Here is a 24,787-nt window from a genome sequence, read left to right as displayed (position 1 = left end):
TTCACCGGCGGCTTTCAGTATTTCTTGCGGTCCCGATTTCTCGCGGTCCCGCCGGGCCTCAGCGATCCGTCGTGGGAGCGGTGCTCTCGTTCGCGGTGATCGCCGCCGCGGCGCGGGACCTCCACAGGCGCATCCCGTCCAGGCTCCCTCGCAGTGCGGGCCAGATCGTCCGCCGAGGATTGACGAACTGCCGCCTGCCGCCCTGCAGCAGGATCCGGTACGAGGCCCGCGGCGTGCGTCGCATCCAGCGCAAGCCGTCCTCGCGGGACAGGAACTTCGCCGCGTACAGCAGCCGGTTGCGGGAGTTGTAGTAGTAGTAGATCGGCGACTTCGCCCGGCTCTCGCCCTGGGCCCGATGCGTGGTCCCTTCGTCGTGCACCGCGAAGAGCGAGGGATCCGCGCGGACGGAACCCCCGGCCTGCACGACCCGGCGGGAGAGATCGACGTCCTCCCAGTAGAGGAAGTAGTCCTCGTCGAAACCGCCGAGGCGCTGCCAGAGCTCGGCGCTCATCATGAAGCACGCTCCGCTGACCCAGGTGTGGATCTGCCCGGGATCGGCATCGGCCGGCCGGCGGCTCTTCGACCGCATCTCTCCCAGGCCGAGGTGCAGATCGACCTCGGCCGTGTAGAGGCTGCCGTCCGGACGCAGCACGACCGGGGCGAGCTGCAGCGCGGGGTTCGCGCGCACCTGCTCGTGCATGCGACGAATCGTCTCCTCGCTCAGCCAGGCATCCGGATTGAGGAGCAGGAGCTCGGTCGCACCGCGGCCGATCGCGAGCTCGGCGCCGCGATTGTTGCCGCCGCCGAAGCCCTCGTTCGTATCGAGCGCGAGCAGCGTCCAGCCCCGTCGCGCGCAGACGTCCCGCATCGCCTCTCGCTCCGGCGCCGTGCTGAAGTTGTCCACGACGACGACCTGTCCCGGGAATCCGCTGCCGAGCGAGCGGGTGAGGTTGTCCTCGACCACGTCATGGGATCCGAAGTTCACGACGAGCACGGCGAGGTGCGCGAGCGGATCCGAGGGCTCGTCCATCGTTCACCCCCGTCGACGCAGGATCGCGTTGCGATAGGCGGTGAGATGCCGGCGGCCCGTTTCGCTCCAGTCGCGACGGCTGAGATCGGGCCGGCCACGGAGGGAGGCGGTCGCGGCCAGAGCGCGTTCGAGATCGGAGGCCTCGAGATCACCCTCGAAGCGGATGACCCAGTCGGCCCCGACCTCGTCCGCGAGCGCGCGGTTGAACTCGTTGTCGGGCACGAGCACGGCCCGATCCAGCGAGAGCGCGGCGAGCACGCTGCCCGAGTTGTGCATCTCGGGGTAGGGCAGCACGACCAGCTGCGCCTCGCCGACCTCCCGCACGAGCTCCGCGTCCTCCACGAAGCGGAGCACCAATTCGATCCGGGGATCCTCGCCCGCGGCCGATCGCAGCGATTCGGTGAGTTCGGCCGACGATGGGCTCCCCACGATGCGGAGCGAGGCCGTGCCGCCGGGGAGCTGCCGGAACACCTCCAGCAGGCCCTCCGCGTTCTTGTAGCGTCGCACCTTGCCGAAGAACAGCAGGCGACCCTCGACGGAGCCGACCGAGGGGTATTGCGCGAACCAGTCCCGGTAGTGGCCGTGCTCGATGAGCGTCGTCGCGGCGGCCGGCGGCACGGGGGTGAACTCGTTGAGCAGGATCCGCATCCGGGTCAGGCGATCCGTCCCGGCGAGCAGCAGCCGTTCGACCCGCCCGATGCCCCGCGGCAGTTCGACGTTGTGCACGGTGCGCACGATCGGGATCCGCTGCGCGAGCATTCTCGCGAGGACGAGCGCGTACAGCGTCGATCTCCCGAGGGTCGAGAGCGGGCCGCGCCGCTCGATCAGGGCTTCGGGCCAGTGGGCGTGGAACACGTCGTAACCGCCCAGCAGCGCCGCTCGCCAGGAGAAGGAGCGGGGTTCGACGCCCGGAGTCGCCGCGAGGCCGTCGTGCAATTGGATGATGTAGGGGTTCGTCTGCGGGCCGGGGCCGATGTAGGACTGCAGCACTCGCACGGGTCGCCCCCTCCGCACTCTTCGCTGAGCCACGTTACTCCCTGCCGCACGATCCGTATACTGTCTCGATGACGCCGATGCGAGAACCCTGAGGATCCCGCAGGCGCGAGGACTGGTGATGACATGAGGATACTCGTTTGCGCAGCGTACGTCCCGTATCCGCCCATGGGCGGCGGCAGGGCCGACATCTGGCGGCGGATCGAGGCGCTCGTCCGTCTGGGCCACTCCGTCATGCTGCTGCACCAGTACGACACGGTCGGATCCATGGCGCCCGGCGCCTCGGACTTCGACGAGATGGACCGGGTTCTGGCGTCGCGCTACTCCTACCCCATCAAGCGCGGCGGGCTCCGCACCGTCCGCCAGCTGCTCGGCATGGTGCGGCTGCCCTGGCACGCCGCCAAGGCCGTTCCGTCCGGTGACGACCGGGAGGCCGCGCACGAGGCCATCCGCCGATTCGAGCCCGAGCTGGTCTGGCTCGACGGACCCTGGCCCGGGGAGATCGCCCGGCGCACCGCGGAGCGGTTCGGCGTTCCGCTGGTGTACCGCTCGCACAACGTGGAGCACCAGTACCTCGGCCGCCAGGCCGCGGTGTCGCCGAGCCTGCGCAACCGCATCGCGTGGCGGCTCGCCAGCGTCGGGGTGAAGCGCTACGAGACGCGGCTCATGCGCGAGGCCGACCTCGTCGCCGACATCTCCCTCGCCGACCTCGAGTACTGGCGGAGCCGGGGCATCCGGTCGCTCAGCTGGCTGCCGCCGCTGCCCGAGCTCGCCCTGGCCCCTCGTCCGGCGGAGACCGTGCCGAGCGACATCCTCTTCGTGGGCGGGCTCAGCCTGCCGAACAACGTCACCGGGGTGCGGTGGCTGATCCGCGAGGTCCTGCCGCTGCTGCACCGCGTCCGTCCGGAGCTGACGCTGACCGTCGTGGGATCGTCTCCGAAGGGTGCGCTGCGCGCCGAGCTCGAGAACCACCCCGCGGTCCGATCGCACTTCGACGTGCCGTCCGTGAACCCCTACCTCTTCGGCGCACGGGTGCTGGTGAACCCCGTCTCCGTCGGAAGCGGGGTGCAGCTGAAGATGCTCGACATGCTCATGACCGACGCGCCCATCGTGACGCGCAGCCAGGGCGTGCGGGGGCTCCCGGACGACTTCGCCGCCCTCTGCGAGGTCACCGACACCGCCGAGGGCTTCGCGGAGTCGATGCTGGCCCGCCTCGAGGACCCCGCCGTCGACCTCGCCGAGCGCGGCCGCGTCAGGCAGCGCTTCGAGGTGACCGCGGTGGGCGACTGCCTCGCCCGCGTGACGGGAGAGGGGCAGTCGGGCGGGTAGGCCGGCCTTCCGCCGCGCGCTCGCCGCGCGGGCTCAGGCGCGCGGCCGCGCTCGCCGCCACCGGGGCGCCAGCCCGGATCCGTCGATCGTCTCGATCCCGCCGCCCGCGTTCAGCGTGTGCACCCGCGTGCCCGGCCAGTCCGTTCCCGCCGCGAACCGGGCGACGACCCTCTGCTCGAACGCGTCGTCGTCGAGTCGCGTGATCTCCGCCACGCTCATCGCCGCGCCGTAGCCGCCCCTGCCGTCCTGCACCGGCCGGAGGATCCGCCCGTCGCGCGACTCGACCCGGCCCGCCGGGCGCGCGCTGGCGATGTCGACGAGCACCGGGTTGCCGGCGTGCGCCGTCCAGGGCCCGCACAGGTCGGGGGCGGACCACAGGAACAGGCTGTCGGAGAGCGAACCGCCGAGGCCGACGGTCGCGGTCATCCACCAGCGGCCGTCGTGCTCGAAGGGTGTGGCGTCGCTCGCCACGACGTCATCGACCAGGACGGAGTGGAGCTCCCACCCCCGCGGGAAGTCCGTCGCCCGGTACAGCTCGATCCTGCGCGCCGCCGAGGTCTCGGGGACCATCCACACCTCGCCGCCGTGTTCGACGACGAACGGGTACGACAGGTGGACCTCGTGCCGCAGCACGACCTCGAACGGGCCGTCCGGGCCGTCCGGCCCCCAGCGCGCCGCGGAGATCACCCCCTTGCCGAGCCGATGGTCGAAGTCCTCGACGAAGAGGTACGTGCGCCCGCCGTGCTCGAAGGGGAAGGGGTCTGCGTAGAAGCGGGAGCCGTCATCGGCGACGTCGGCCCAGCCGGCGCCCGACAGCCGGCCGGTGGACAGCGCGTCGGTGTCGCCGGCCTCGTCGAGCGCGCGCCATCCCACTCGCCAATGGGGCGCGCGGAACCCGATCCGATAGGCGAGGCGCACCGCCGCGCCGATCACCCGGCGCACCGCGATCCCGGTGTAGGACCGCGGGGCGCGTTCGGGATCCGCGCCGCCGGCCCCTCCGCTGCCCGCCTCGCCGGTATCGGGGGCCGCGAACCGGCGACCCGCGACGGCCCCGACCAGGAGCGTCGCGGTGCCGGCGCCCACATCGGCGAGCGCGGTGGCGAGGAGCCCGGGCACCTCGCTGCCCGGGCGTCCGCGCGCGCGCTCCGCGCCCTCCGCATCGACGACACTGACGACGGGCAGGCGCCCGGCGCGAAGCGCGTCGGCCGCCGCCTGCTCGCCCGGCCGCCCGTCGTAGCGCGCCGACCAGTGCCCCGGAGCAGGCGATCGGGTCAGATCGAGGACGATCGCGGGTGCGGGATCCGGCGCGCGGGATCCGTGCGCGCCGGATCCCGCGGGCGGAGAGGAGTCCCGCAGGCGGCCCCGTCCCAGGCCCCCCGGTTGCAGGCGGTGCAGGGTCCGCTCGAGGCGGAGCAGCCGTTGCAGGCGCCGGTGCGCTGCCGATCGCGGCTCGTCGACCAGCCGCACCCGCACGTCGGCACCGGGGATCGTGCGCAGGCGCTCGACGAGATCCTCGTGCCACCGCCTGTGCAGGTCTTTGCCCACGAGCACTTCGATTCTCATGCTGCATCTCCCGCGATCGACATGAACGGTGCTGACTATACTCGTGCATACTCGGCTCACTGCCGAGGCAATGCCGCCGGGCATCGCGCGCGGCGGTCGAGCGGCATCGGGGCTGATGTGCATGGAGGAACTATCGGAACGGCGCTACGGCGCCGCACTGGCGCTCCTGCGGGGCGTGCAGAAACCCTCAGCGGGGACGCCGCTCTACTCGCGGCTCGTGAATCGGCCGCTCGGCCGCAGATTCGCCGCTCTCGCCTACGTCCTCGGCTGGACGCCCAACACCGTGACCCTCGTGAGCGCGATCTTCACCTTCACCGGCATCGCGCTCGTGGCGCTGGTCCCGCCCGCGTGGTGGCTGGGCATCCTCGTCAGCGCGCTGCTGATGCTGGGGTACGCCCTCGACTCGGCCGACGGGCAGCTCGCACGGCTGCGCGGCGGCGGCAGCGTGCAGGGCGAGTGGCTGGATCACACCGTCGATGCCGCGAAGGTGCTCACGATCCACACCGCGATCCTGATCGCCGTGTTCCGCTTCTTCGAGCTGCCGACCGCGTGGCTCCTCGTGCCCCTCGCCTACCTCGTGGTCGACAGCCTGCTCTTCTTCGGGATGATGGAGCGCGATCTGCTCCTGGCCCGGGCGGCAGGGGGTAGGGCGCCCGCCTCCGGGGCGTCCACCGGGATCCTGCGGGCGATCCTCATCCTGCCCTCGGACTACGGTCTGTTCTGCCTGACCTTCGTCCTCCTCGGGATCCCGCTGCTGTTCTTCGGCGTGTACACCGTCATGCTCGTCTGCAACACCCTGTTCCTGCTCGCGGCGCTCGCGAAGTGGTACCGGCAGCTCGGCGCGTACGCGCGGTGAGCGACGTCCCCGCCCGTCGTGCGGGCTCGATCCTCGAGGGAGAAAACACATGGGATTCGCCCGAACGGCATTCACGATCAAGAGCCGCACGGTGCGGCGGAGGTCCGGCCGCTTTCTCGACGAGCTGCTGAGTAACGAGCGCCTCCCGCGGGAGCGACTCGCCGCTCTGCAGGCGTCCCGGGCGGCGGCGATCGCCCGGTTCGCCGCGACGAACACGACGTACTACGCCCGCACGTTCGCCGAGGCCGGCGTCGACCCGGCCCGCCTCGAGGCCCCGGAGCAGTGGCAGCGCATCCCCGTGGTGGAGCGCGCGATGGTGAAGGAGCACCGGCGGGAGTTCATCTCCTCGGAGTCCACGCGGCGAACGGCCCGCCAGGCGAAGACCGGCGGAAGCAGCGGCGAACCGCTGTGGTTGCAGCAGGACGCGCGGGTGCCGACCCTCGCGCACGCGTGGCGCATGTACCGCTGGTGGGGCGTCGAACCCTGGGACAACCTCGCGCGCGTCGGCCGGTGGGGCTTCGGAGCGGTCGACACCCTCAAGACCGCCGTGACGTGGTGGCCGTCGAGACAGATCTACCTCGACGCGCAGCTCTTCGACGGCACGACGATGCGCGCCTTCCACCGGGCCATCGTGCGGACCCGCCCGGCGCTCATCGAGGGGTACGTGGGCGCGATGCTCGAGTTCGCCGACTTTCTCGAGGCGGAGGGGCTGACCATCCCGACGCCGCGCGCGATCGCCACCACGGCAGCACCGCTGACGGAGAACGCCAGGCACCGCCTCGAGACCGTGTACGGGACTCCGGTGTACGACGAGTACCGCGGCTCGGAGATCAACTGGATGGCGGCCGAGTGCCGCGAGCGCTCGGGCCTCCACGTCTTCGCCGACACGCGGCGCATCGAGATCCTCGGGCCGGACGGGCAGCCCGTTCCCACCGGGACCGTCGGCGACATCGTGGTCACCGACCTGCTCAACCGCGTCTTCCCGATGATCCGGTACCGGGTCGGGGACCGGGGCCGGTTCATCGAGCGCGAGTGCCCCTGCGGCGTGACGCTGCCGATGATCGCGCAACCGGAGGGTCGCACCACGGATATCGTCCGCCTGCCCAGCGGACGCATGATCAACCACGGGCTCATGGCGATGTTCGCGGATCACCCGGAGTCGGTGCGGGTGTTCCAGATCGTCCAATCCGCGGATTACGCGCTCCGCATCAGGATCGTCCGCGGAGGTGATCCTCGCGGTGACGAGCACATCGAGAACGCGGTGGCGAAGGTGCGACGGCGCATCGACGACGAGGTTCCGATCGTGGTGGAGTACGTGGAGCACCTGCCGCAGACCGGGGGCAAGACCAAGTACCTCATCAGCGAGCTCGCGGCGCCGCCGGCGGAGTAGGGTTCGCGCGGTCGTTCTGCGCGTTCGCGCCGTCCTGTGCGTTCGTTCCGTCCTTCGGCGCGTTCCCTCCGTCATTCTGCGCGCTGCGACTCGCAGGCTCGCGCAGCACAGGCTCCGCCGCAGAATCTCACCGCGAGATCCCGCTCGCGGCTCCCGCGCGGGGGCGTCGGCGACGGCGGTGCGGGGGCGTCGGCGACGGCAGCGCGACGGCTGTCGTTCGCCGGTCGTTCAGCTCCGGTACGCCCGCCGTTCGCACGGGCTTGCTTGGCTGGTCGAGTCCGTGTCCCCGCCCTGAGAGGGAGTCTCCGTGCCCGTTTCCCGTGCAATCACACTCGGCCTGGCGACGATCGTCGCGGCCGGCGCAGTGCTCATCGCGCCGCAGACGGCGATCGGCCTCGCCGCCGAGACCGACCGGCTCGCGGTGTCGGTCGTCGGCGACGGCGCCTCCAGCGGCAATGCTGCGGTTCCGGTCGCGATCCAGTTGATCGACGGGCAGGGGGAGCTCGGCGACTCCGTGCCCCTCCCCGCCTCGGCGAGCGGCGCTCAGCAGGCCTTCGCGCTGGGCGCGGATCGCGACCAGCAGGGCGCGCTGCAGCAGTCCGCCGATCACAGCCTGGTGACGCTCGGCGGGTACGCCGCGGTGCCGGGCTCGGGTGCGCTGAACGACACCGCCGCGCCCGACACGCTCCGCATCGTGGCGGCCGTCGACGCCGAGGGCGGCGTCGACACCAGCACCACGCTCGCGGGCGGGTACTCGCTCCGGCACATCCGGGGCACCGCGACGATCGACGGCTCGCGGTACTGGACCGGCGGGCACGGGGGCGACGCCACTGCGCCGGCGGGCAGCCTGCTCACCATCCCCGCGGGCGGTGCGACCCCGACGGCCGTGGTCTCGGGCAACTCCAATCTCAACAACGGTCGTGTCGTCGACATCCACGACGGGCAGCTGTACATGACGAGCGACCGGAGCGGCTTCTCCGGGCTGAACCGGGTCGGGACGGGCGTGCCGACCGAACCCGGCGCCTCGCTGACGCTGGTCGCCGCGGCGCCCTCCGGCGCGTCGGTGGCGCACGACTTCGCGTTCGCTGGCGACGCGCTCTACGTGGGCTTCACGGAGGGCGGCTCGCGAGGGATCGCGAAGTATCGCCAGTCCGGCGCGGGCTGGGAGTGGTCCGCCACGTTCGCGGGCGATTTCTGGGGGCTCGAGGGGCGAGAGGCCGGCGACGAGAACGTGCTGTACGCCGTCCGCGGCGCGAACCAGGGGAACGAGCTCGTGCGCGTCGTCGACTCGGGCGACGAGACCGAGTTCTCCGGGACGCTCGACGTGCTGGCCACGGCGGCGCCCGGCACCGCGTTCCGCGGCGTCGCCTTCGCGCCCGGGTTCGCGCCCGGCACAGACCCCGTCGGTCCGATTCTCGCGAAGCCGGCGGTGAGCTGGGACGCCCGCGTGGCGGGCGGGGGCGGCAACGCGCTCGCCGCCGTGCTGGGCCAGGAGACGAACCCCGTCGCCACCGGTTCGATCGTCGATCCCGCCGGTCAGGCCGTGGACGTCTCGGTCACGAGCAGCGACAGCGCCGTGGTCGATCCCGCCCGCATCTCCCTCGATGTCGCGGCGGACGGCTCGTTCCGGCTGAGCGCGGATCCCTCCGGCCCCGGGGCCGCCGTGATCGGTGTTCGTGTCGTCGCAGAGGACGGTCGCAGTGCGCTCTCGCAGCTGTCGTACCGCGTCGCACCGGCGCTGTCGGATGCCTCGGCGACGGCGCACTTCGGCATGTCGGATGCCTCGGCCGCCATCGACGCCGGTGACGGCTACTTCTTCGCCGTCGACGACGACTCGAACGCGATCCGGTTGTTCTCCGAGACCGGAGGAGAAGCAGTCGCCTCGTTCGACTTCAGCGATCGGATCGCCTTCGAGCGCCCCGGTGAGGCGCACGACTTCGAGGCGGTCGCGCGAGCCGGCTCCCAGGTGTTCTGGATCGGATCGGCGGGGAACACCCGCAGCGGCAATGTGCGGCTGGATCGCGACATCGTGCTCCAGACCGAGGTGCACGGCAGCGGCGCCGACGCGACGCTGTCGTTCGTCGGATACCGCAACGTGCTGCGCGATGCGCTGGTGTCGTGGGATCACGAGGACCTGCACGGCCTCGGAGCCGATCGCTTCGGCTTCCTCGCGGCGACCCAGCCCGGCGTCTCCGCGGAGGGTCCGGACTCGCTGAACATCGAGGGCGCCGCGATGGCCCCCGACGGCACGACGCTCTGGCTCGGGTTCCGCTCCCCGGAGGTCGGCGATGACGCCGAGGCGCTCATCGTGCCCGTGGCGGACATCGCCGGCGTGATCGCGGGCGGCGAGCCGGTTGTCGGCGCGCCGATCCTGCTCGACCTCGGCGGGCGCGCCATCCGCGATATGGCGCGCGCCGACTCCGGCGAGTACCTGATCATCGGCGGGAGCGCGGACGACACGGGTCGCTTCGCACTCTTCGGCTGGTCGGGGGATCCCGAGGATCCGGCCGTACCGGCGCGCGATGCGCTCGGTCTGGAGGGGTGGCCCGGATCGTACGAGGGGATCGCCGGGGTATCGAGCCTCGAGGACGGCACCCGGGTGAGGCTCCTGCTCGATTCCGGTACCGTCGACATCTACGGAGACGGCACCGAGGCGCAGGACCTCTCCCCGGTCGAGTTCAAGATGTTCCCCTCGCAGACCCAGACCCTGTCGTTCGGCGCGGTGTTCACGCCGAAGAGCATCACGATCCCCGCGGAGGGCCTCCGCGTCGGCGCACCGTCGAGTATCGGGCTGAGCGGCTTCGCCGAGGGCGAGACCATCGAACTCGTGCTGCACTCGGACCCGGTCGAACTCGGCAGCGCGGTCGTCGGCGCCGACGGGGCCGCGACGGCGACCGTCACCGTTCCGAGCGGCGTGGAGCCCGGCGAGCACACGCTCACCGCGACCGCGCCATCCGGGGCCGCCTCGATCTCCGTCGAGGTGCTGCCCGCAGCGGTCGACGGCGGTGCGGGCGGGGCCGCCGATGGCGGTGCTGATGGGGCCGCCGATGGCGGTGCTGATGGCAGTGCCGCGGGATCCGCCGACGGCGGTGCGCAGGGCGCCGCCGACGGTACGGCCGGTGCGGCCGCGGGTGCCTCCGGCGCCGCGTCCGGGACCGGGAACGGGGTGCTGGAACGCACCGGATCGGACTTTCCGCTCCTGGGAGCGGTGCTCGCCGCGGCAGCGCTGATCGGGCTGGGGCTCGTGCTGGTGCGCCGCAGGTCGGCTGCGGAGGCGGTGCCGGAATCCGCGACGGAGTAGCGGCTCGGAAACCGGTCGTGCGCCGCGGGGTCATGCCGATCCTGCGGCGCACGGCCGTCCGCGCGCCCGTTCCCGAGCGGATGCCTATTCCAGCGGGCAGCGGCTCTTCCAGTCGGGCCAGGCGTCCCGCACCGTCTCCGCCGTGACACCGAACGCCGCGAGCCCGCGCGCCACCCCGACGAAGCCGACGTTGAGCGGCGACTCCGGATTCGTGCGGCGCTCGTGATGGTACATGCGCTTGTGCGCGAGGCCGCTGCGCAGCGGGCCGGCGAGCGCCGCCACCCACGCGAGCAGCTGCTCGCGGGTGAGCGAGGGGATCCCGACCTCGCCGCGCTCGATGGCGATCCGGCAGGCGCAACCGGGCGGGCAGCTCAGCCGCACCGGCGGCAGGCCGGGCTGCGGATCCTGCCCCTCGTGCAGCCGGGCGATGCCGAACTGCGTGCCGTCGTCGCCGATCAGCGCGATCGATCCCGCGTGCGTGCTGAAGCCGGTGCCGCGCGCACCGGGCCCGCCGGGGCGGTGGAATTCGTTCTGGGTACCGTGAGTGGACACGGGTCACCTCCGTGCAGAGAAACTGACTTGCCGATCCGGGCGGATCAGCCGGCTCTTCCCCTGGGGCACCCCGCTCAGCGGAGGAGGGTTGCCGTGCAGCCAGCCAGGTACTTGACGCTGCAGCTCGAGAGCGCGACAAAGATATCACGCGGAGTGCGAAGGGCGAAGGGCGGCAGGCCTCCGCCGGATCCGCCTACTCCGGTACGGAGATGTCGGCGACGGTCGCGCCGTACGCGCGGATCAGCTCGTCGGCGTCGACGAACAGGCTGTAGCCGTGCGATCCGGCTCCCATCGCCACGCGCTGCCCGACGATCGTCTCGTCGGCGAACACCGGCCAGTCGGTCGAGCTGCCGATCGGGGTGATCGTGCCGCGCTCGTAGCCGGTCGCCGCCAGCGCGAGTTCGGACTCGGGCAGCCGCAGCTTGTTGACGCCGACGACCGCACGCAGCTTCGGCCACGAGATCGCCCGTCCGCCCGGGATGAGCGCGAACAGGTAGGTGCCGTCGGAGCGCTTCACGACGAGCGTCTTCACGATCCCCGAGGGCGGGATCCCGAGCAGTTCCGCGGCCTCGGGCAGCGACCTCGCCTCCGGGCGCTCGCGGATCTCGATGTCGAGGCCCCGCGCGGCGGCGGCCTCGCGGACTCGGCTGTGCGATGCGGACACGCGTTCCTCCCCTCGGTCGATGCTCTCCTCATCCTGCCAGACCCGGCCGGAGCCGCGCCTCTTCGGAAAAGCGGAGTCCCAGATGGCTGCTTCGCGGGTGGCGAAGTAGCCATCTGGGACTCCGCGTCTGCTTGAGCGCGTCGCGGCGTCCTCGCCGGGCGGCCCCGGCGCTCGCAGCGAACGCGGTCCCTGCGCGTCGGTGGTTCGGAGTATCCTCCGAACCATGAGCATGAGCGGCGGGATGGGCGGGCGCGGATCGCGCGTGTCCTCCGGCGACGCCGAGCGGCAGCGGGAGATCAACAGCGAGGCACCCGTCGTCGCCGACCTGGGCCGCCGCATCGCCGCGCTGTTCCGCCCGTACCGGGGTCAGCTGGCGGTGATCATCACGCTGGTGCTGATCTCGGCGGCGCTCGGGATCCTGCCGCCGCTGCTCACCCAGCGCGTCTTCGACGACGGCCTCTTCCCGCCCGACGGCGGGCCGGATCTCACCGTGCTCGTGTGGCTCGTCGGCGCCATGATCGCGGTGTTCATCGTCTCCTCCGCGCTCGGCATCGTGCAGACCCTGTTCACGGCGCGCGTCGGCAACCGCGTGATGGGCGATCTGCGGGTGCGGCTGTTCGCGCACCTGCAGTCGATGGAGCTCGGCTTCTTCACCCGCACCAAGACGGGCGTGATCCAGTCCCGGCTGCAGAACGACGTCGGCGGCGTCTCGAACGTGCTCACCAACACCGTCTCCAACATCATCGGCAACACGGTCACCGTGATCGCGGCCGGCGTGGCGATGGTGCTGCTCAGCTGGCAGCTCACCATCATCGCGCTCGTGCTGATGCCCGTGCTGGTGCTCGCCCAGCGGCGGGTGGGACAGATCCGGGCCAGGATCGCGGGCCGTACCCAGGAGTCGCTGTCCGAGATGACGGCGATCACGCAGGAGGCGCTCTCGGTCTCGGGTGTGCTGCTGGCCAAGACCTACTCCCGGCAGCACGACGAGACCGAGCGCTACGCCGCCGAGAACCGCACCCAGATCGACCTGCAGGTGCGGCAGACGATGAGCGGCCAGGTGTTCTTCGCGCTCGTGCAGGTGTTCCTCTCGGCGGTGCCCGCGATCGTCTACCTCGTGTCGGGGTGGCTCATGGCGAGGGCCCTGGGCGAGGGCTTCGACCCCGGCATCACGGCGGGCACCATCGTGGCGTTCACCACGGTGCAGTCGCGGCTGCTCTTCCCGCTCATGGCGCTGATGCGCATCGCGCTCGACCTGCAGACCTCGCGAGCGCTCTTCGCGCGCATCTTCGAGTACCTCGACTTGAGACCGGCGATCGTCGACGCCCCGGACGCGCGGGAGCCCTCCGACGAGCCGGGCCGAGCCGGGCGCGTGGAGTTCGTCGACGTGAGCTTCCGCTATCCCGACGCGGGACCCGACGACCGGGCGACGGTCGACCGCGTCTCGTTCCACGTGAAACCGGGGGAGTTCGTCGCCTTCGTCGGAGCCTCGGGATCGGGCAAGACCACCATCGGCTCCCTGATCCCGCGCCTCTACGACGCGACCTCGGGATCGGTGCGCTACGCGGGCGACGACGTGCGCGAGCTGCGTCAGGAGGCGCTCATGGACCGCATCGGGGTGGTGACCCAGGAGCCCTACCTGTTCCACGCCTCGATCGCGGCGAACCTGCGCTATGCGAAACCCGACGCGACGCAGGAGGAGCTCGAAGCGGCCGCGCGGCTCGCGAACATCCACGACACGGTCGTGAGTTTCGCCGACGGCTACGACACGGTCGTGGGGGAGCGCGGCTACCGGCTCTCGGGCGGCGAGAAGCAGCGCATCGCGATCGCGCGCGTGCTGCTCAAGAACCCCAGTGTGCTCGTGCTCGACGAGGCCACGAGCGCGCTCGACACCGTGAACGAGCGCGCGGTGCAGCGCGCCCTCGAAGACGCTCGCAGCGGGCGCACCACGGTCGCGATCGCCCACCGGCTGTCGACGGTCATGGACGCCGACCGCATCTACGTCGTGGGGGCGGGCCGCATCCTCGAGCAGGGCACGCACGCCGAACTGCTCGAGCTCGGAGGATCCTACGCCGAGCTCTACGCGCAGCAGAGCTGAGACGCCTGCGCCGATCCGGCGCCGACGCTGGCGCCGATCCGGGGTCCGGGATCACCGCTCTCCGGAATGATCCCGAGCCTCGGATCGAGACGCGGTGTTCCCGGAGCCGGCGAGGCCTCAGACCCGGCGGCGTCTCGGGCCTCGGGTGAGCACGCCGAGCAGCGCCTCCATCGGCCCCTTGCCGACCAGCGCCGCCCACAGCGAGCAGCCCACGAGCACTCCGATGGTCATGGGCCAGAACGGATCGAGCGCCCGGAAGTCGGTCCAGGGATCGAGCGCCGGGTCGCGCGCCGTCCCGACCGAGATCCACACCGCCCAGATGAGGATGTGCGAGACGTATGCCGTGAGCGGCATGGACCCCGCGGCGCGCAGGGGCCAGAGCAGCCACCGCAGCGGAGTCGTGCCGATCAGCACGCACGCTCCGATCATCGCCAGCGCGAAGCCTCCCGTGCCGATCGCCTCGCCGACGCCGGAGGAGTGCGGGGTGTCCTGCAGCACGGCGAGAACCCAGGAGTCGGATCCGATGGGCTCGTCGAGAAGCCCGCTCCGTGCCGCAGCGCGGTTGCCGAGCGGGCCGATGATCCCGTATCCGAGGCCGGCGAGCACCGCTCCGGCGGCGAGCACCGCCCAGGCGCGGCGCGGCGCGGCGAGCAGCATGCGGCCGGCGCCGATTCCCGCGGCGATGAACGCCGCCCAGAGGAGGAAGGGGTAGTTCCAGCCGAAGAGCCGCAGGGTGTCCTCGATCCCCTCCCGATCGGGGCTGCCCGCCACGGTCTGGTCGATCGCGGTCACGGCGAAGGGCATCGTCAGTGCGAGCAGCGCGGCGAGGGCGAACAGGCCGCCGGTCGGCAGGCGCAGCAGGGGGATGCCGATCAGGAAGAGGATCCCGTAGGCGGGCAGGATCACGTAGACCGGGACGTCGAGGTCGTCGAGGGTGATGCCGAGCAGCCAGATGAGCACGGCCCGGAGCGCGAGCTGCGTGCGCACGCCCCACCACCGGACGGGTCCTCCGCGGCCGGTGCGCTCGCGCGCCGTCGCTGCGGCCGAGACGATCGCCAGGGACACGCCGGCGAGGGTGGCGAACAGGATCGAGGACCGGCCCGACACGAGGCCGGACCAGGTCTCCGGACGCCCCCACTCCAGCGGGGTGACGATGGCGAGGTGCGCCGCGAACATGCCGATGACGGCGAGGCCGCGAGCCAGGTCGATGCCCGGCAGGCGGCGCGGCGGCTCGAGCGAGGCGAGGTTCGCGCCCACCCGACCGATCACGATGCCGCCCCTCTCTCGCCGTCATCCACGACCATCGCGCACGCGACTGTGAGACGGCCGGGATCCGTCGCAGGGCGGTGGCGAGACCGGAGCCGCCGTCGTCGAAGAACATTCGGCGACAGGGGCGATGCTCTCGTTGGATCTGCGGTTTCTGCGGACTCGGCGGTGCAGAATCGCACAGCATTCGGGTGGGATAATAGGCCGGTGCGCCCCATCACCCAGTCCAGCAAGCTCGCTGGTGTCCGCTACGACGTGCGTGGCCCGATCCTGCAGGAGGCCGAGCGCCTCGAGCGCGCGGGTCACGAGATCCTGCGGCTCAACATCGGCAACCCGGCGATCTTCGGTTTCGAGGCGCCGCCCGAGATCCTCGACGCGATGCACGCCGCCCTGCCGCGCGCGCAGGGATACAGCGACTCGCGCGGCATCCTGCCGGCCCGGGAGGCGGTCGCGGAGCACTACACGAAGCTCGGCGTCGAGGCCGTCGCGCCCGACGACGTGCTGATCGGCAACGGCGTGAGCGAGCTCATCTCGCTCGTGCTGCAGGCGCTCATCAGCCCGGGCGACGAGATCCTCATCCCCGCGCCCGACTATCCGCTGTGGACCGCCCAGGTGACGCTCGCCGGGGGGCACGCCGTGCACTACCCCTGCGACGAGCAGAACGGCTGGATGCCGGATCTCGAGGCCATCGAGCAGCTCGTGACCGAGCGCTCCAAGGGCATCGTGCTGATCAACCCGAACAACCCGACCGGCGCCGTGTACTCGGCGGAGCTGGTGCGCGGATTCGCCGAGCTCGCCGAGCGGCACGGCCTGGTGCTGATGGCCGATGAGATCTACGATCACATCCTCTACGACGACGCGCGGCACGAGCACGCGGCCCTCCGCGCGCGCGACACCCTGTGCCTCACCTTCAGCGGGCTGTCGAAGATCCAGCGGGTGGCCGGCTATCGCGCCGGCTGGGTCGTCGCCTCCGGCGATCGGGGGCGCGCGAGCGACTTCCTCGAGGGGCTGACGCTGCTCGCCAACATGCGCATGTGCGCCAACGTGCCGGCGCAGTACGCGATCCCCGTGGCGCTCTCGAGCGCGTCGGACTGGTCGGGCATCGCCGAGCTGTGCTCGCCGGGAGGCCGCTTCTGCGACCAGCGCGATGTCGCGCACCGCCTGCTCACCGAGATCCCGGGCGTCACCTGCGCACTGCCCGGGGGCGCGATGTACCTGTTCCCGAGGCTCGATCCCGACCGCTACGACATCCACGACGATCAGCACTTCGTGATCCAGCTGATGCGGGCGACGCACGTGATGATCACGAACGGACGCGGCTTCAACCTGCCGACCCCCGACCACGTGCGCTTCGTCACCCTGCCGGGCGCCGACGTGCTGACCGAGGCGATCGGGCGCATCGCCGAGTATCTGGACAAGGTCAGGATCGACTGATGCCGGTCAAGATCCTCGCGGTGGGGAAGAAGCACGAGAGCTGGGTCGCCGACGGCATCGGCCGCTACGAGAAGCGGCTGCGCAAGCCGTTCGACGCGAGCTGGCAGCTGCTGCCGCACTCGTCCCGCGAGGGCGATGCGGCCCGGGCGGAGGAGTCGGAGCGGATCCTGGCGAAACTGGATCGCGGAGCGTTCGTCGTGCTGCTCGATGAGCGCGGACGCAATGTCGACTCACCCGCGCTGGCGCGCACGCTGCAGGGCGCGTTCGACTCGGGGCGCGCGGTGATCGTGGTGATCGGCGGTGCGTACGGGGTCGAGGATCGCGTGCGCGAGCGCGCCGACTTCGTGTGGAGCCTGTCGCAGCTCGTCTTCCCGCACCAGCTCGTGCGGCTGATCCTCGCGGAGCAGCTCTACCGCGCACAGGAGATCTCGGCGGGGCGCTCGTACCACCACGTCTAGGGCGGCGGCAGGGTCGAATCCGTCGACCGGTCAGTGTCGGAGGTCCCTCTTAGAGTGTCGGCATGAACCCGTTCCGGCTCACCACTCGCCTGCATCCGGCGCCCCGTCCGGTGCAGCGGGAGCGCGCGCCGGCGGAGGCCGTCGCGGTGCCCTGGCGCGTGGTGCGGCGCTCCGAGTCGGGGGTGATCGAGGTGGAGCACTGCGGGGCGGCGCCGCTGTACTCGGTGCGGTTCGCGCTCGCGGGGCGCGGCATGCTGGGGTTGTCGCTCCCGCGCACGGTGCTGCCGGGGGAGCGCATGCGCGTCGTGGTGCGCGGAGGGTCTGCGGAGTCGGTCGCGGGATCGGCCGACACGATGCTGGTGATGCGCTGGTTCCAGCCCGACGGAACGGAGCTGCTGTGGCCGATCGCACTCTAGAACCGGGAACATCCGGGGCTGCGCGAACGTTGATATCAGTGCGGGTGCGCATCGGGATCCGGGGTGCGGTGGACCCGAGGGGCCCGCCGCAAGAGGGCTCGAACGGCGACACTCCGCGACACGCCGGGAAAGGGCTGTGGGGCAAAAAACTTTCGGACCGAACAGGCTGTGGATAACCCCCTGAGAGGGGCGGAACTCCGCCGAAAGTTCTCCCCAATCCCGCTTCCCGAGTCGTGGATATCGGGTGGAAAACTACATCGATGTAACTACATCATGTTGTGGTTGATGATGGTGTGGTTCACTATATGTAGTGCCTCGAGCGGGGCACATGAGTTTTTCGAGGAGGGGCGTGGAATGGCCATCACGGTATACACCAAGCCGTCGTGCGTGCAGTGCAACATGACTTATCGCGAGCTCGACAAGCAGGGGATCGAGTACGACGTGCTCGACGTCTCCGCGGACGAGACCGCACTCGAGACGGTCAAGGAGCTGGGCTACCTGCAGGCTCCTGTGGTGGTGACTGACGACGAGCACTGGTCGGGCTTCCGCCCCGACAAGATCTCGGAGCTCGCCAGCCGCCTCGCGTAGGCGCGGCAGTACGCACACTCGTGAATCGCCCGCGGCGGCCGGAGCTCGAATCCGGCACGCCGAGGGCTTTTCAGCAGTTCGAGATCGCAGTTGGGGGTGACGCGTGTGACGGACCTGGTGTACTTCTCCAGTGTCTCCGGCAACACGCACCGCTTCGTGGAGAAGCTCGGCCGCCCGGCACTGCGGATCCCGCTCCGCTCCCGCGACGAGCCGCTCGTGGTCACCGAACCATACGTGCTGCTCGTCCCCACCTACGGCGGCGGCCCCGAGACGAGGGCCGTACCCAAGCAGGTCATCCGGTTCCTCAACGACGAGGGCAACCGCCGGTATCTGCGCGGGGTGATGGCCGCGGGCAATACGAACTTCGGTGAGGCCTACGGCCTCGCGGGGGACATCATCGCACGCAAGTGCCGGGTGCCCTTCCTCTATCGATTCGAACTCTTTGGTACCCCGGACGACGTCACCGCCGTCCAAGAAGGATTGGAACAGTTTTGGAAACAGCAGTGATGGAACCGGGACTCGAGTCGTCGAAGATCAGCGACATGGATTATCACGCGCTGAACGCGATGCTCAATCTGTACGACGCCGACGGGCGCATCCAGTTCGAGCGGGATCGGGAGGCGGCGCGGCAGTACTTCCTGCAGCACGTCAACCAGAACATGGTGTTCTTCCACAACTTCGAAGAGCGCATGCGGTACCTGATCGACAACGACTACTACGAGAAGGAACTGCTCGACCAGTACCCGTTCGAGTTCATCGAGAGCCTCACCAATGAGGCCTACGCGATGAAGTTCCGCTTCCCCACCTTCCTCGGGGCGTTCAAGTTCTTCACCTCGTACGCGCTCAAGACCTTCGACGGCAAGCGCTACCTCGAGCGCTTCGAGGACCGCGTCGTCATGGTGGCGCTCGGCCTCGCCGAGGGCGATCAGGAGTTGGCCCGCGGCCTCGTGCGCGAGATCGTCTCGGGTCGCTTCCAGCCGGCCACGCCCACCTTCCTCAACCTCGGCAAGGCGCAGCGGGGCGAGCTCGTCTCCTGCTTCCTGCTGCGCATCGAGGACAACATGGAGTCGATCTCGCGCGGCATCAACTCCTCGCTGCAGCTCTCCAAGCGCGGCGGCGGCGTGGCCCTGCTGCTCTCGAACATCCGCGAATCGGGCGCTCCGATCAAGAAGATCGAGAACCAGTCGTCGGGCATCATCCCCGTCATGAAGCTGCTCGAAGACAGCTTCAGCTACGCCAACCAGCTCGGCGCGCGTCAGGGCGCCGGCGCCGTGTACCTGAGCGCGCACCACCCCGACATCATGAAGTTCCTCGACACCAAGCGCGAGAACGCCGACGAGAAGATCCGCATCAAGACGCTCTCGCTCGGTGTCGTGATCCCCGACATCACCTTCGAGCTCGCGAAGAAGAACGAGGACATGTACCTGTTCTCGCCGTACGATGTCGAGCGCATCTACGGCGTGCCCTTCGGCGACATCTCGATCAGCGAGAAGTACCAGGAGATGGTCGACGACGCGCGCATCAAGAAGACCAAGATCAGCGCGCGCCACTTCTTCCAGACCATTGCCGAGCTGCAGTTCGAGTCGGGCTACCCCTACATCGTGTTCGAGGACACGGTGAACCGGGCCAACCCCATCAAGGGCCGCATCAACATGTCGAATCTCTGCTCCGAGATCCTCCAGGTGAACACGCCCACCAGCTACAACGAGGACCTGAGCTACGACCAGATCGGCAAGGACATCTCCTGCAACCTCGGCTCGATGAACATCGCGGCCGCGATGGACGGCGGGGATCTCGGCGGGACCGTCGAGCTCGCGATCCGGGCGCTCACCTCGGTGAGCGACCAGAGCCACATCACCTCGGTGCGGTCCATCGAGGACGGCAACGACCAGTCGCACGCCATCGGCCTGGGCCAGATGAACCTCCACGGCTACCTCGCTCGCGAGCACGTGCACTACGGCTCCGAAGAGGGCATCGACTTCACCAACATCTACTTCTACACGGTGCTCTTCCACGCGATTCGCGCCTCCAACCGCCTCGCGATCGAGCGCGGCAGCGTCTTCGGCGGGTTCGAGGATTCGAAGTACGCGTCGGGCGAGTTCTTCGACAAGTACACCGAGCAGGCGTGGCAGCCCGAGACCGAGCGCGTGGGCGAGCTGTTCGAGAACGCGGGTGTGGCGATCCCGACCCAGGACGACTGGCGCGAGCTCAAGGCCAGTGTCATGGCCCACGGCATCTACAACCAGAACCTGCAGGCCGTGCCGCCCACCGGGTCCATCTCGTACATCAACAACTCGACCAGCTCGATCCACCCGATCGCGTCGAAGATCGAGATCCGCAAGGAGGGCAAGCTCGGGCGCGTCTACTACCCGGCGCCGTTCATGACGAACGAGAACCTGGAGTACTACCAGGACGCCTACGAGATCGGCCCGGACAAGATCATCGATACCTACGCGGCGGCGACGCAGCACGTCGATCAGGGCCTGTCGCTCACGCTGTTCTTCAAGGACACCGCGACCACCCGCGACATCAACAGGGCTCAGATCTACGCGTGGCGCAAGGGGATCAAGACGATCTACTACATCCGCCTCCGCCAGCTCGCGCTCGAAGGAACCGACATGAGCGAGTGCGTCAGCTGCATGCTGTAGACAGGGCTCGTTGAGCGAGTGCAGCGAGTCGAAACCCGCTCCGTGGTTTCGGCTCGCTGGATCCGCATCGTCGGTCATCCTGCGCGAGCCGTTCCCGTCATCCTGCGGGAGCGGAGCGAGTCGCAGGATCCATATCCGGTCATCCTGCGCGAAGCCGCAGAATCCACCATCATGAAGTAGATACGGCGACTCCCTCGGGTCGCGCAGCACGACGAAGAACAAGAGGAACCGATGAACTTCAAGCTGGGCCACGCGGTGCAGGCGATCAACTGGAACCGGATCCAGGACGACAAGGATCTCGAGGTCTGGAACCGTCTGGTCAACAACTTCTGGCTGCCCGAGAAGGTGCCGCTGTCGAACGATGTGCAGTCGTGGGCCACGCTCACGCAGGAGGAGCAGCTCCTCACCATGCGCGTCTTCACGGGCCTCACCCTGCTCGACACGATCCAGGGCACCGTCGGCGCGGTCTCGCTGATCCCGGATGCGATCACCCCGCACGAGGAGGCCGTCTACACGAACATCGCGTTCATGGAGTCGGTGCACGCGAAGAGCTACTCGTCGATCTTCTCGACCCTGTGCTCGACGCAGGAGATCGACGACGCCTTCCGCTGGTCGATGGAGAACCCGAATCTGCAGAAGAAGGCGCAGATCATCGTCGACTACTACGAGGGCGACGACCCGCTGAAGCGCAAGGTCGCTTCGACGCTGCTCGAGTCGTTCCTGTTCTACTCCGGCTTCTACCTGCCGATGTACTGGTCGAGCCACGCCAAGCTCACCAACACGGCCGACCTGATCCGCCTCATCATCCGCGACGAGGCCGTGCACGGCTACTACATCGGCTACAAGTTCCAGAAGGCGCTCGAGAACGAGACCGAGGAGCGCCGCCAGGAGCTCAAGGACTACACCTTCGCGCTGCTCTACGAGCTCTACGAGAACGAGGTCAAGTACACGGCCGACCTCTACGACCCCGTGGGCCTCACCGAGGACGTCAAGAAGTTCCTGCACTACAACGCCAATAAGGCGCTCATGAACCTCGGCTACGAGCCGATGTTCCCCAAGGAGATGACCGACGTCAACCCGGCGATCCTCTCGGCGCTCTCGCCGAACGCCGACGAGAACCACGACTTCTTCTCGGGGTCGGGCTCGTCGTACGTCATCGGCAAGGCCGTCGCCACCGAGGACGAGGACTGGGACTTCTAGGACCCTGATCGGGTCCCAGGACCGCAAAGGCCGGGGAAGGGCCCGGTTCGGCAGGCTTCTGCAGGACCGGGCCCTTCTCGTGCCGGCTTCCGGCGAACGGATGCGGCCGGGAGCGCACGCCTGCGGCTTACCTCAGGCGAACTGACCCGCATCGATCTCGCCGCCGTGCCCTCGCAGATCCCGCGATGTGAAGGAGTGTGTCGGCGGCTCACCATTCTCGGATCGTGCGGACGTAGCATGCCTGCATGGGTTCGGAAGTCGGGAGCGCGGGCGAGCGGCTCGTCAAGACGGTCGCCGACCTCGGAGAGCTCGTCGACGTGCCGATCGCGCTGAACGCCTCTGACATGCGTCCGCTCACCTCGATGCCGCACGCAGGTCCACTCGACGGGAGTCGCCTCGCCATGCTGCTGGGCAGGCCCGTGACTGACGACGTGCGCCGCCGACTCGCCGGCGATTCCGGTATCTTCACCGGCACGGCTCCCCAGCGCATCGCCCCTTTCCCCGGGCTCGAGCTCGGCCGTGTGCATCTTCCCGTGCGCGACACCAACGGCGAGCTCGTCGGTCATCTCTGGGCCATCGACGGAGCGGGCGCGGTTCCCGAAAGCGACTGGCTGCGCCTGCAGCACGCGGCGGGCGCGGCGTTGCCCGCTGTGCTCGCTGACGTCGGGGCGGCGGGGCGCACGCGCGGGGCGCCGCTCGACCGGCTGGTCGCGTCGCACCGGTCATTCCGCGTGTTCGCGATCGACATCCGCACGGCGTCGATCGTGGACCCGGAAGGGCTCGTCGGCTTCTCACCGCTCGACCGGGTGTTGCAGCAGCTCCGCACGCGCCCGCATGGGCTGCACTGGTCGGTGACGCGCGACAGTGCCGGCCGTGAAGTGCTCGTCGCCGGCGGTGCGCCCGAGGCGTTGGGGAGGGCCGGCATCGAGCAGGTGGTCGTCGACGCCGTGCAGGCCGTGAATGTCGACGCGCACGCCATCGGCCGTGTCACGGTGTTCGCCTCGCCGGCGCTGTTCACCTCGCACGAGGTGTTCGACCACCTCGAGGCGGTCCACTCCATCGCCGGTGCGACCGCGGCCGAAGACGTCGACGTCGTGTTCGCCGACGACCTGCCGTCGTACGAGCTGCTCGTCGAACTGGGGCGCATCGCACCCATCAGGCGACTCGAGGTGCCGCGAGCGCTGCGCACACTGCTCGAGACCGACCGCGGTCTCACGATCGCGCGCACGGCGAAGGCGTTCCTCGATGCGGGCGGCAACGCCGGTCGCACGGCCACCGAACTCGGCGTGCACCGCGGCACCCTGTACTACCGCATCGCCCGCATCGAAGAGCAGACGGGGTTCGATCTCGAGCGCGGGGATCACCGCGTGGCGCTGCACCTCGGCTTGACCGCCGCGCAGATCGAGGGCCTGATCTAGCGGGAGCCGGAAGCGCGCAGCGCCGCGAGAGCGGCCTCGGCCAGGGCCGAGTTCGAGCTGACGGCGGGCAGTCCGAGCGCCGCCTCGATGCGCGGGATCGCGTCGAGTGTGCGGAGGTTCGTGCAGCTGAGCATGACCACGTCGGCGCCGTCGCCGGAGAAGCGCTCCGAGGCGGCCAGGAGACGCTCGGGCGAGACCCGTGCGGTCTCCTCGTCATCGACGATGCCGAGCCCGTGAGCGGTGACGACCTCGAGACCGTGCTCGCGCAGGTACGCGGCCTCGGCCGCGACGATGTCCTCCGAGTACGACGCGATGAGCCGTACGCGTGAGCCGCGTGTGGAGAGCGCACGCACCATGGCGCGGGCGGCGGTGATGACCGGGGCGCCCAGGATCTGCTCGAGCTCCGCGACGAACCGGGACTCGAACGCGGTGCCGCGAAGGAAGGTCCCGCTCGTGCAGGCGAAGAGCGCGAGATCGGGGCTCACCCGGCGCAGGCTCACGGACTGCTCGATCGCGGCGGCCTCGAGTGCGTGCAGCGCCTCGGGCGTGACGGCGTCGAGGGGCATGCGCGCGACGTGCAGCGAGGCTGCCCCGCCGATGCGGCGGGGCAGCTCGATCTCGACACCGGTGTCGCTCGATGGGACGAGGACCGCGATCCTCGTCCCGGGAACCGAGTCGGTCACAGGATGCGGGGAGCGCCGGTCTCGGCGGCGCTCGGGTCGAGGCCGACCTTCTGCAGCGCGTCCGCGATGAAGCCGCTCTCGTGGAGTTCGGCGACGCCGACGTTCAGCGCCGTCGTGAGGGCGGGATTGTCCTTCGAGACCAGCACGGCGGTCTGTCCCGGCTCCAGCGAGGTCGCGATGCGCTCGTCTTCGGCGAGTTGCTTCACCTGGAAGTCGGTGTCCCGGTAGAGGTACTGCGCAGTGCCGTAGCTGTCGATGCCCACGTCGATGCGACCCGCCTCGAGGTCCTGCTGCAGCTCGGCCGATGAGGGGTAGAGGGTCAGCTTGTTGTCACCGAGCACCTGCTGCACGTCCTCGACCCAGTTGTATCCCTGGATCGTGCCGACCTTCTTGTCGGCGAAATCCGCGACTGCGTCCTCGCCAGAGCGGGAGATGACCCCCGCGGGCTCGGTGTACAGCGGGTCGGTGAAGTCGACGACCTCCGCCCGCTCGGCGGTGCGGAAGATCGAGCCGATCGCGACGTCGATGCGCCCCTGCTGGATCGCGGGGATGAGCGCGGCGAAGTCGTAGACCTCGGCCTTCACCTCGAGGCCGTGCTGCTCTGCGAGCGCCGTGATGATCTCGCCGTCGGGGCCGGTGAGTTCGCCGTCCTCCAGGCCGATGAACGGCGGGAAGTTGGGGACGCCCACGGTGAGGGTGCCCTCGGTGATGGTCGAGAACGATGCGTCTGACGCGGCGGAATCCGAGGATCCGGAGTCCGACGAGCCGGCGCCGGGCGTGGAGCACCCGGCGAGGCCGACGGTGATCGCGGCGACCGCGACGACGGACCAGAGAGAGCGGCGTTTCATGATGTCTCCAATAAGCTGACTGAATGGTTGGCTGATGGAACACCACTGTGGCGAC

The 24,787-nt window shown here is 69.9% G+C and carries 21 protein-coding genes and 1 riboswitch; of the genes, 13 read left to right on the top strand and 8 right to left on the bottom strand.

Annotated elements, in window-relative coordinates; translation table 11 throughout:
* Positions 1–58: 58 nt before the first annotated feature.
* Together AMS65_RS13365 and AMS65_RS13360 are read right to left on the bottom strand one after the other, a co-directional pair.
* Positions 59–1,030 carry a glycosyltransferase family 2 protein gene (locus AMS65_RS13365; RefSeq protein WP_053384672.1) on the bottom strand — a complete coding sequence of 324 codons (972 nt, stop codon included), beginning with the start codon at positions 1,028–1,030 and terminating at the stop codon, positions 59–61.
* A 3-nt stretch (positions 1,031–1,033) separates the two neighbouring features.
* On the bottom strand, positions 1,034–2,026 hold the full coding sequence (locus tag AMS65_RS13360) for a glycosyltransferase family protein (protein ID WP_241489448.1): 993 nt from the start codon (positions 2,024–2,026) through the stop codon (positions 1,034–1,036).
* Between the two features lie 123 nt (positions 2,027–2,149).
* Between AMS65_RS13360 and AMS65_RS13355 the strand changes: the two genes are divergently transcribed.
* Positions 2,150–3,352: a glycosyltransferase gene (locus AMS65_RS13355; RefSeq protein WP_083451703.1), complete on the top strand. Its 1,203-nt coding sequence runs from the start codon at positions 2,150–2,152 to the stop codon at positions 3,350–3,352.
* A gap of 33 nt (positions 3,353–3,385) precedes the next feature.
* On the opposite strand, the gene AMS65_RS13350 is transcribed toward AMS65_RS13355, so the two are convergent.
* Positions 3,386–4,915, bottom strand: a complete 1,530-nt coding sequence (locus AMS65_RS13350; RefSeq protein WP_075201000.1) for a glucosamine inositolphosphorylceramide transferase family protein — start codon at positions 4,913–4,915, stop codon at positions 3,386–3,388.
* Positions 4,916–5,036: 121 nt separating this feature from the next.
* On the opposite strand from AMS65_RS13350, the gene AMS65_RS13345 reads away from it, so the two are divergent.
* From AMS65_RS13345 to AMS65_RS19465, 3 genes are all read left to right on the top strand, one after another.
* The gene (locus AMS65_RS13345; protein ID WP_157502277.1) at positions 5,037–5,771 is read left to right on the top strand and encodes a CDP-alcohol phosphatidyltransferase family protein; all 735 of its coding nucleotides are present in this window, start codon (positions 5,037–5,039) and stop codon (positions 5,769–5,771) included.
* A gap of 49 nt (positions 5,772–5,820) precedes the next feature.
* Positions 5,821–7,161, top strand: a complete 1,341-nt coding sequence (locus AMS65_RS13340) for a phenylacetate--CoA ligase family protein (protein ID WP_053384668.1) — start codon at positions 5,821–5,823, stop codon at positions 7,159–7,161.
* Between the two features lie 307 nt (positions 7,162–7,468).
* On the top strand, positions 7,469–10,462 hold the full coding sequence (locus AMS65_RS19465) for a hypothetical protein (protein WP_053384667.1): 2,994 nt from the start codon (positions 7,469–7,471) through the stop codon (positions 10,460–10,462).
* Between the two features lie 84 nt (positions 10,463–10,546).
* Here the strand turns inward: AMS65_RS19465 and AMS65_RS13330 are convergent, their stop codons facing one another.
* The gene (locus AMS65_RS13330) at positions 10,547–11,014 is read right to left on the bottom strand and encodes a hypothetical protein (RefSeq protein ID WP_053384666.1); all 468 of its coding nucleotides are present in this window, start codon (positions 11,012–11,014) and stop codon (positions 10,547–10,549) included.
* An 18-nt stretch (positions 11,015–11,032) separates the two neighbouring features.
* A riboswitch (SAM riboswitch) is annotated at positions 11,033–11,146 on the bottom strand.
* Between the two features lie 61 nt (positions 11,147–11,207).
* A complete protein-coding gene (locus AMS65_RS13325) occupies positions 11,208–11,678 on the bottom strand; it encodes an aminoacyl-tRNA deacylase (protein WP_241489447.1) in 471 nt (156 codons plus the stop codon).
* Between the two features lie 229 nt (positions 11,679–11,907).
* On the opposite strand from AMS65_RS13325, the gene AMS65_RS13320 reads away from it, so the two are divergent.
* The gene (locus AMS65_RS13320; RefSeq protein ID WP_053384703.1) at positions 11,908–13,773 is read left to right on the top strand and encodes an ABC transporter ATP-binding protein; all 1,866 of its coding nucleotides are present in this window, start codon (positions 11,908–11,910) and stop codon (positions 13,771–13,773) included.
* Between the two features lie 117 nt (positions 13,774–13,890).
* On the opposite strand, the gene AMS65_RS13315 is transcribed toward AMS65_RS13320, so the two are convergent.
* Complete coding sequence (locus AMS65_RS13315) at positions 13,891–15,042, bottom strand: heparan-alpha-glucosaminide N-acetyltransferase domain-containing protein (protein WP_053384665.1); 1,152 nt, start codon at positions 15,040–15,042, stop codon at positions 13,891–13,893.
* Positions 15,043–15,246: 204 nt separating this feature from the next.
* Here AMS65_RS13315 and AMS65_RS13310 point away from each other — a divergent pair, with 204 nt between their 5' ends.
* From AMS65_RS13310 to AMS65_RS13275, 8 genes are all read left to right on the top strand, one after another.
* Entirely contained in the window at positions 15,247–16,473 is a 1,227-nt protein-coding gene (locus AMS65_RS13310) for a pyridoxal phosphate-dependent aminotransferase (protein WP_053384664.1), read from the top strand.
* Positions 16,473–16,931, top strand: a complete 459-nt coding sequence (locus AMS65_RS13305) for a 23S rRNA (pseudouridine(1915)-N(3))-methyltransferase RlmH (protein ID WP_193787030.1) — start codon at positions 16,473–16,475, stop codon at positions 16,929–16,931. The genes AMS65_RS13310 and AMS65_RS13305 overlap by 1 nt, the downstream gene beginning before the upstream one ends.
* Before the next feature lie 62 nt (positions 16,932–16,993).
* Positions 16,994–17,347, top strand: coding sequence for a hypothetical protein (locus AMS65_RS13300; protein ID WP_053384663.1), 354 nt, complete (start codon positions 16,994–16,996; stop codon positions 17,345–17,347).
* Positions 17,348–17,701: 354 nt separating this feature from the next.
* Positions 17,702–17,935 carry a glutaredoxin-like protein NrdH gene (nrdH, locus tag AMS65_RS13295; RefSeq protein WP_053384662.1) on the top strand — a complete coding sequence of 78 codons (234 nt, stop codon included), beginning with the start codon at positions 17,702–17,704 and terminating at the stop codon, positions 17,933–17,935.
* A gap of 105 nt (positions 17,936–18,040) precedes the next feature.
* Positions 18,041–18,442 carry a class Ib ribonucleoside-diphosphate reductase assembly flavoprotein NrdI gene (gene nrdI / locus AMS65_RS13290; RefSeq protein WP_053384661.1) on the top strand — a complete coding sequence of 134 codons (402 nt, stop codon included), beginning with the start codon at positions 18,041–18,043 and terminating at the stop codon, positions 18,440–18,442.
* Complete coding sequence (gene nrdE / locus AMS65_RS13285; protein ID WP_053384660.1) at positions 18,442–20,583, top strand: class 1b ribonucleoside-diphosphate reductase subunit alpha; 2,142 nt, start codon at positions 18,442–18,444, stop codon at positions 20,581–20,583. The genes nrdI and nrdE overlap by 1 nt, the downstream gene beginning before the upstream one ends.
* Positions 20,584–20,814: 231 nt before the next feature.
* Positions 20,815–21,783, top strand: a complete 969-nt coding sequence (gene nrdF, locus AMS65_RS13280) for a class 1b ribonucleoside-diphosphate reductase subunit beta (RefSeq protein WP_053384659.1) — start codon at positions 20,815–20,817, stop codon at positions 21,781–21,783.
* A gap of 245 nt (positions 21,784–22,028) precedes the next feature.
* Positions 22,029–23,201 (top strand): helix-turn-helix domain-containing protein, encoded by a 1,173-nt coding sequence (locus AMS65_RS13275; protein WP_053384658.1) that lies wholly within the window; start codon positions 22,029–22,031, stop codon positions 23,199–23,201.
* Here the strand turns inward: AMS65_RS13275 and AMS65_RS13270 are convergent.
* Positions 23,198–23,884, bottom strand: a complete 687-nt coding sequence (locus AMS65_RS13270) for a maleate cis-trans isomerase family protein (RefSeq protein ID WP_053384657.1) — start codon at positions 23,882–23,884, stop codon at positions 23,198–23,200. The genes AMS65_RS13275 and AMS65_RS13270 overlap by 4 nt on opposite strands.
* On the bottom strand, positions 23,881–24,732 hold the full coding sequence (locus tag AMS65_RS13265; protein ID WP_053384656.1) for a substrate-binding periplasmic protein: 852 nt from the start codon (positions 24,730–24,732) through the stop codon (positions 23,881–23,883). Before AMS65_RS13265 ends, AMS65_RS13270 begins: the two co-directional genes overlap by 4 nt.
* Between the last annotated feature and the right edge of the window lie 55 nt (positions 24,733–24,787).

The sequence above is a fragment of the Leucobacter celer subsp. astrifaciens genome, assembly GCF_001273835.1.
Taxonomy (GTDB): Bacteria; Actinomycetota; Actinomycetes; order Actinomycetales; family Microbacteriaceae; genus Leucobacter; species Leucobacter celer.
This window is presented reverse-complemented; position numbering and strand designations above follow the sequence as displayed.

Excerpts from the sequence above, each read along its gene's own strand:
- AMS65_RS13365 (WP_053384672.1), bottom strand. The coding sequence starts at position 1,030 with ATGGACGAGCCCTCGGATCCGCTCGCGCACCTCGCCGTGCTCGTCGTG.
- AMS65_RS13355 (WP_083451703.1), top strand. The coding sequence starts at position 2,150 with ATGAGGATACTCGTTTGCGCAGCGTACGTCCCGTATCCGCCCATGGGC.
- AMS65_RS13350 (WP_075201000.1), bottom strand. The coding sequence starts at position 4,915 with ATGAGAATCGAAGTGCTCGTGGGCAAAGACCTGCACAGGCGGTGGCAC.
- AMS65_RS13345 (WP_157502277.1), top strand. The coding sequence starts at position 5,037 with ATGGAGGAACTATCGGAACGGCGCTACGGCGCCGCACTGGCGCTCCTG.
- AMS65_RS13340 (WP_053384668.1), top strand. The coding sequence starts at position 5,821 with ATGGGATTCGCCCGAACGGCATTCACGATCAAGAGCCGCACGGTGCGG.
- AMS65_RS13320 (WP_053384703.1), top strand. The coding sequence starts at position 11,908 with ATGAGCGGCGGGATGGGCGGGCGCGGATCGCGCGTGTCCTCCGGCGAC.
- AMS65_RS13305 (WP_193787030.1), top strand. The coding sequence starts at position 16,473 with ATGCCGGTCAAGATCCTCGCGGTGGGGAAGAAGCACGAGAGCTGGGTC.
- AMS65_RS13300 (WP_053384663.1), top strand. The coding sequence starts at position 16,994 with ATGAACCCGTTCCGGCTCACCACTCGCCTGCATCCGGCGCCCCGTCCG.
- nrdH (WP_053384662.1), top strand. The coding sequence starts at position 17,702 with ATGGCCATCACGGTATACACCAAGCCGTCGTGCGTGCAGTGCAACATG.
- nrdE (WP_053384660.1), top strand. The coding sequence starts at position 18,442 with ATGGAACCGGGACTCGAGTCGTCGAAGATCAGCGACATGGATTATCAC.
- nrdF (WP_053384659.1), top strand. The coding sequence starts at position 20,815 with ATGAACTTCAAGCTGGGCCACGCGGTGCAGGCGATCAACTGGAACCGG.
- AMS65_RS13275 (WP_053384658.1), top strand. The coding sequence starts at position 22,029 with ATGGGTTCGGAAGTCGGGAGCGCGGGCGAGCGGCTCGTCAAGACGGTC.
- AMS65_RS13265 (WP_053384656.1), bottom strand. The coding sequence starts at position 24,732 with ATGAAACGCCGCTCTCTCTGGTCCGTCGTCGCGGTCGCCGCGATCACC.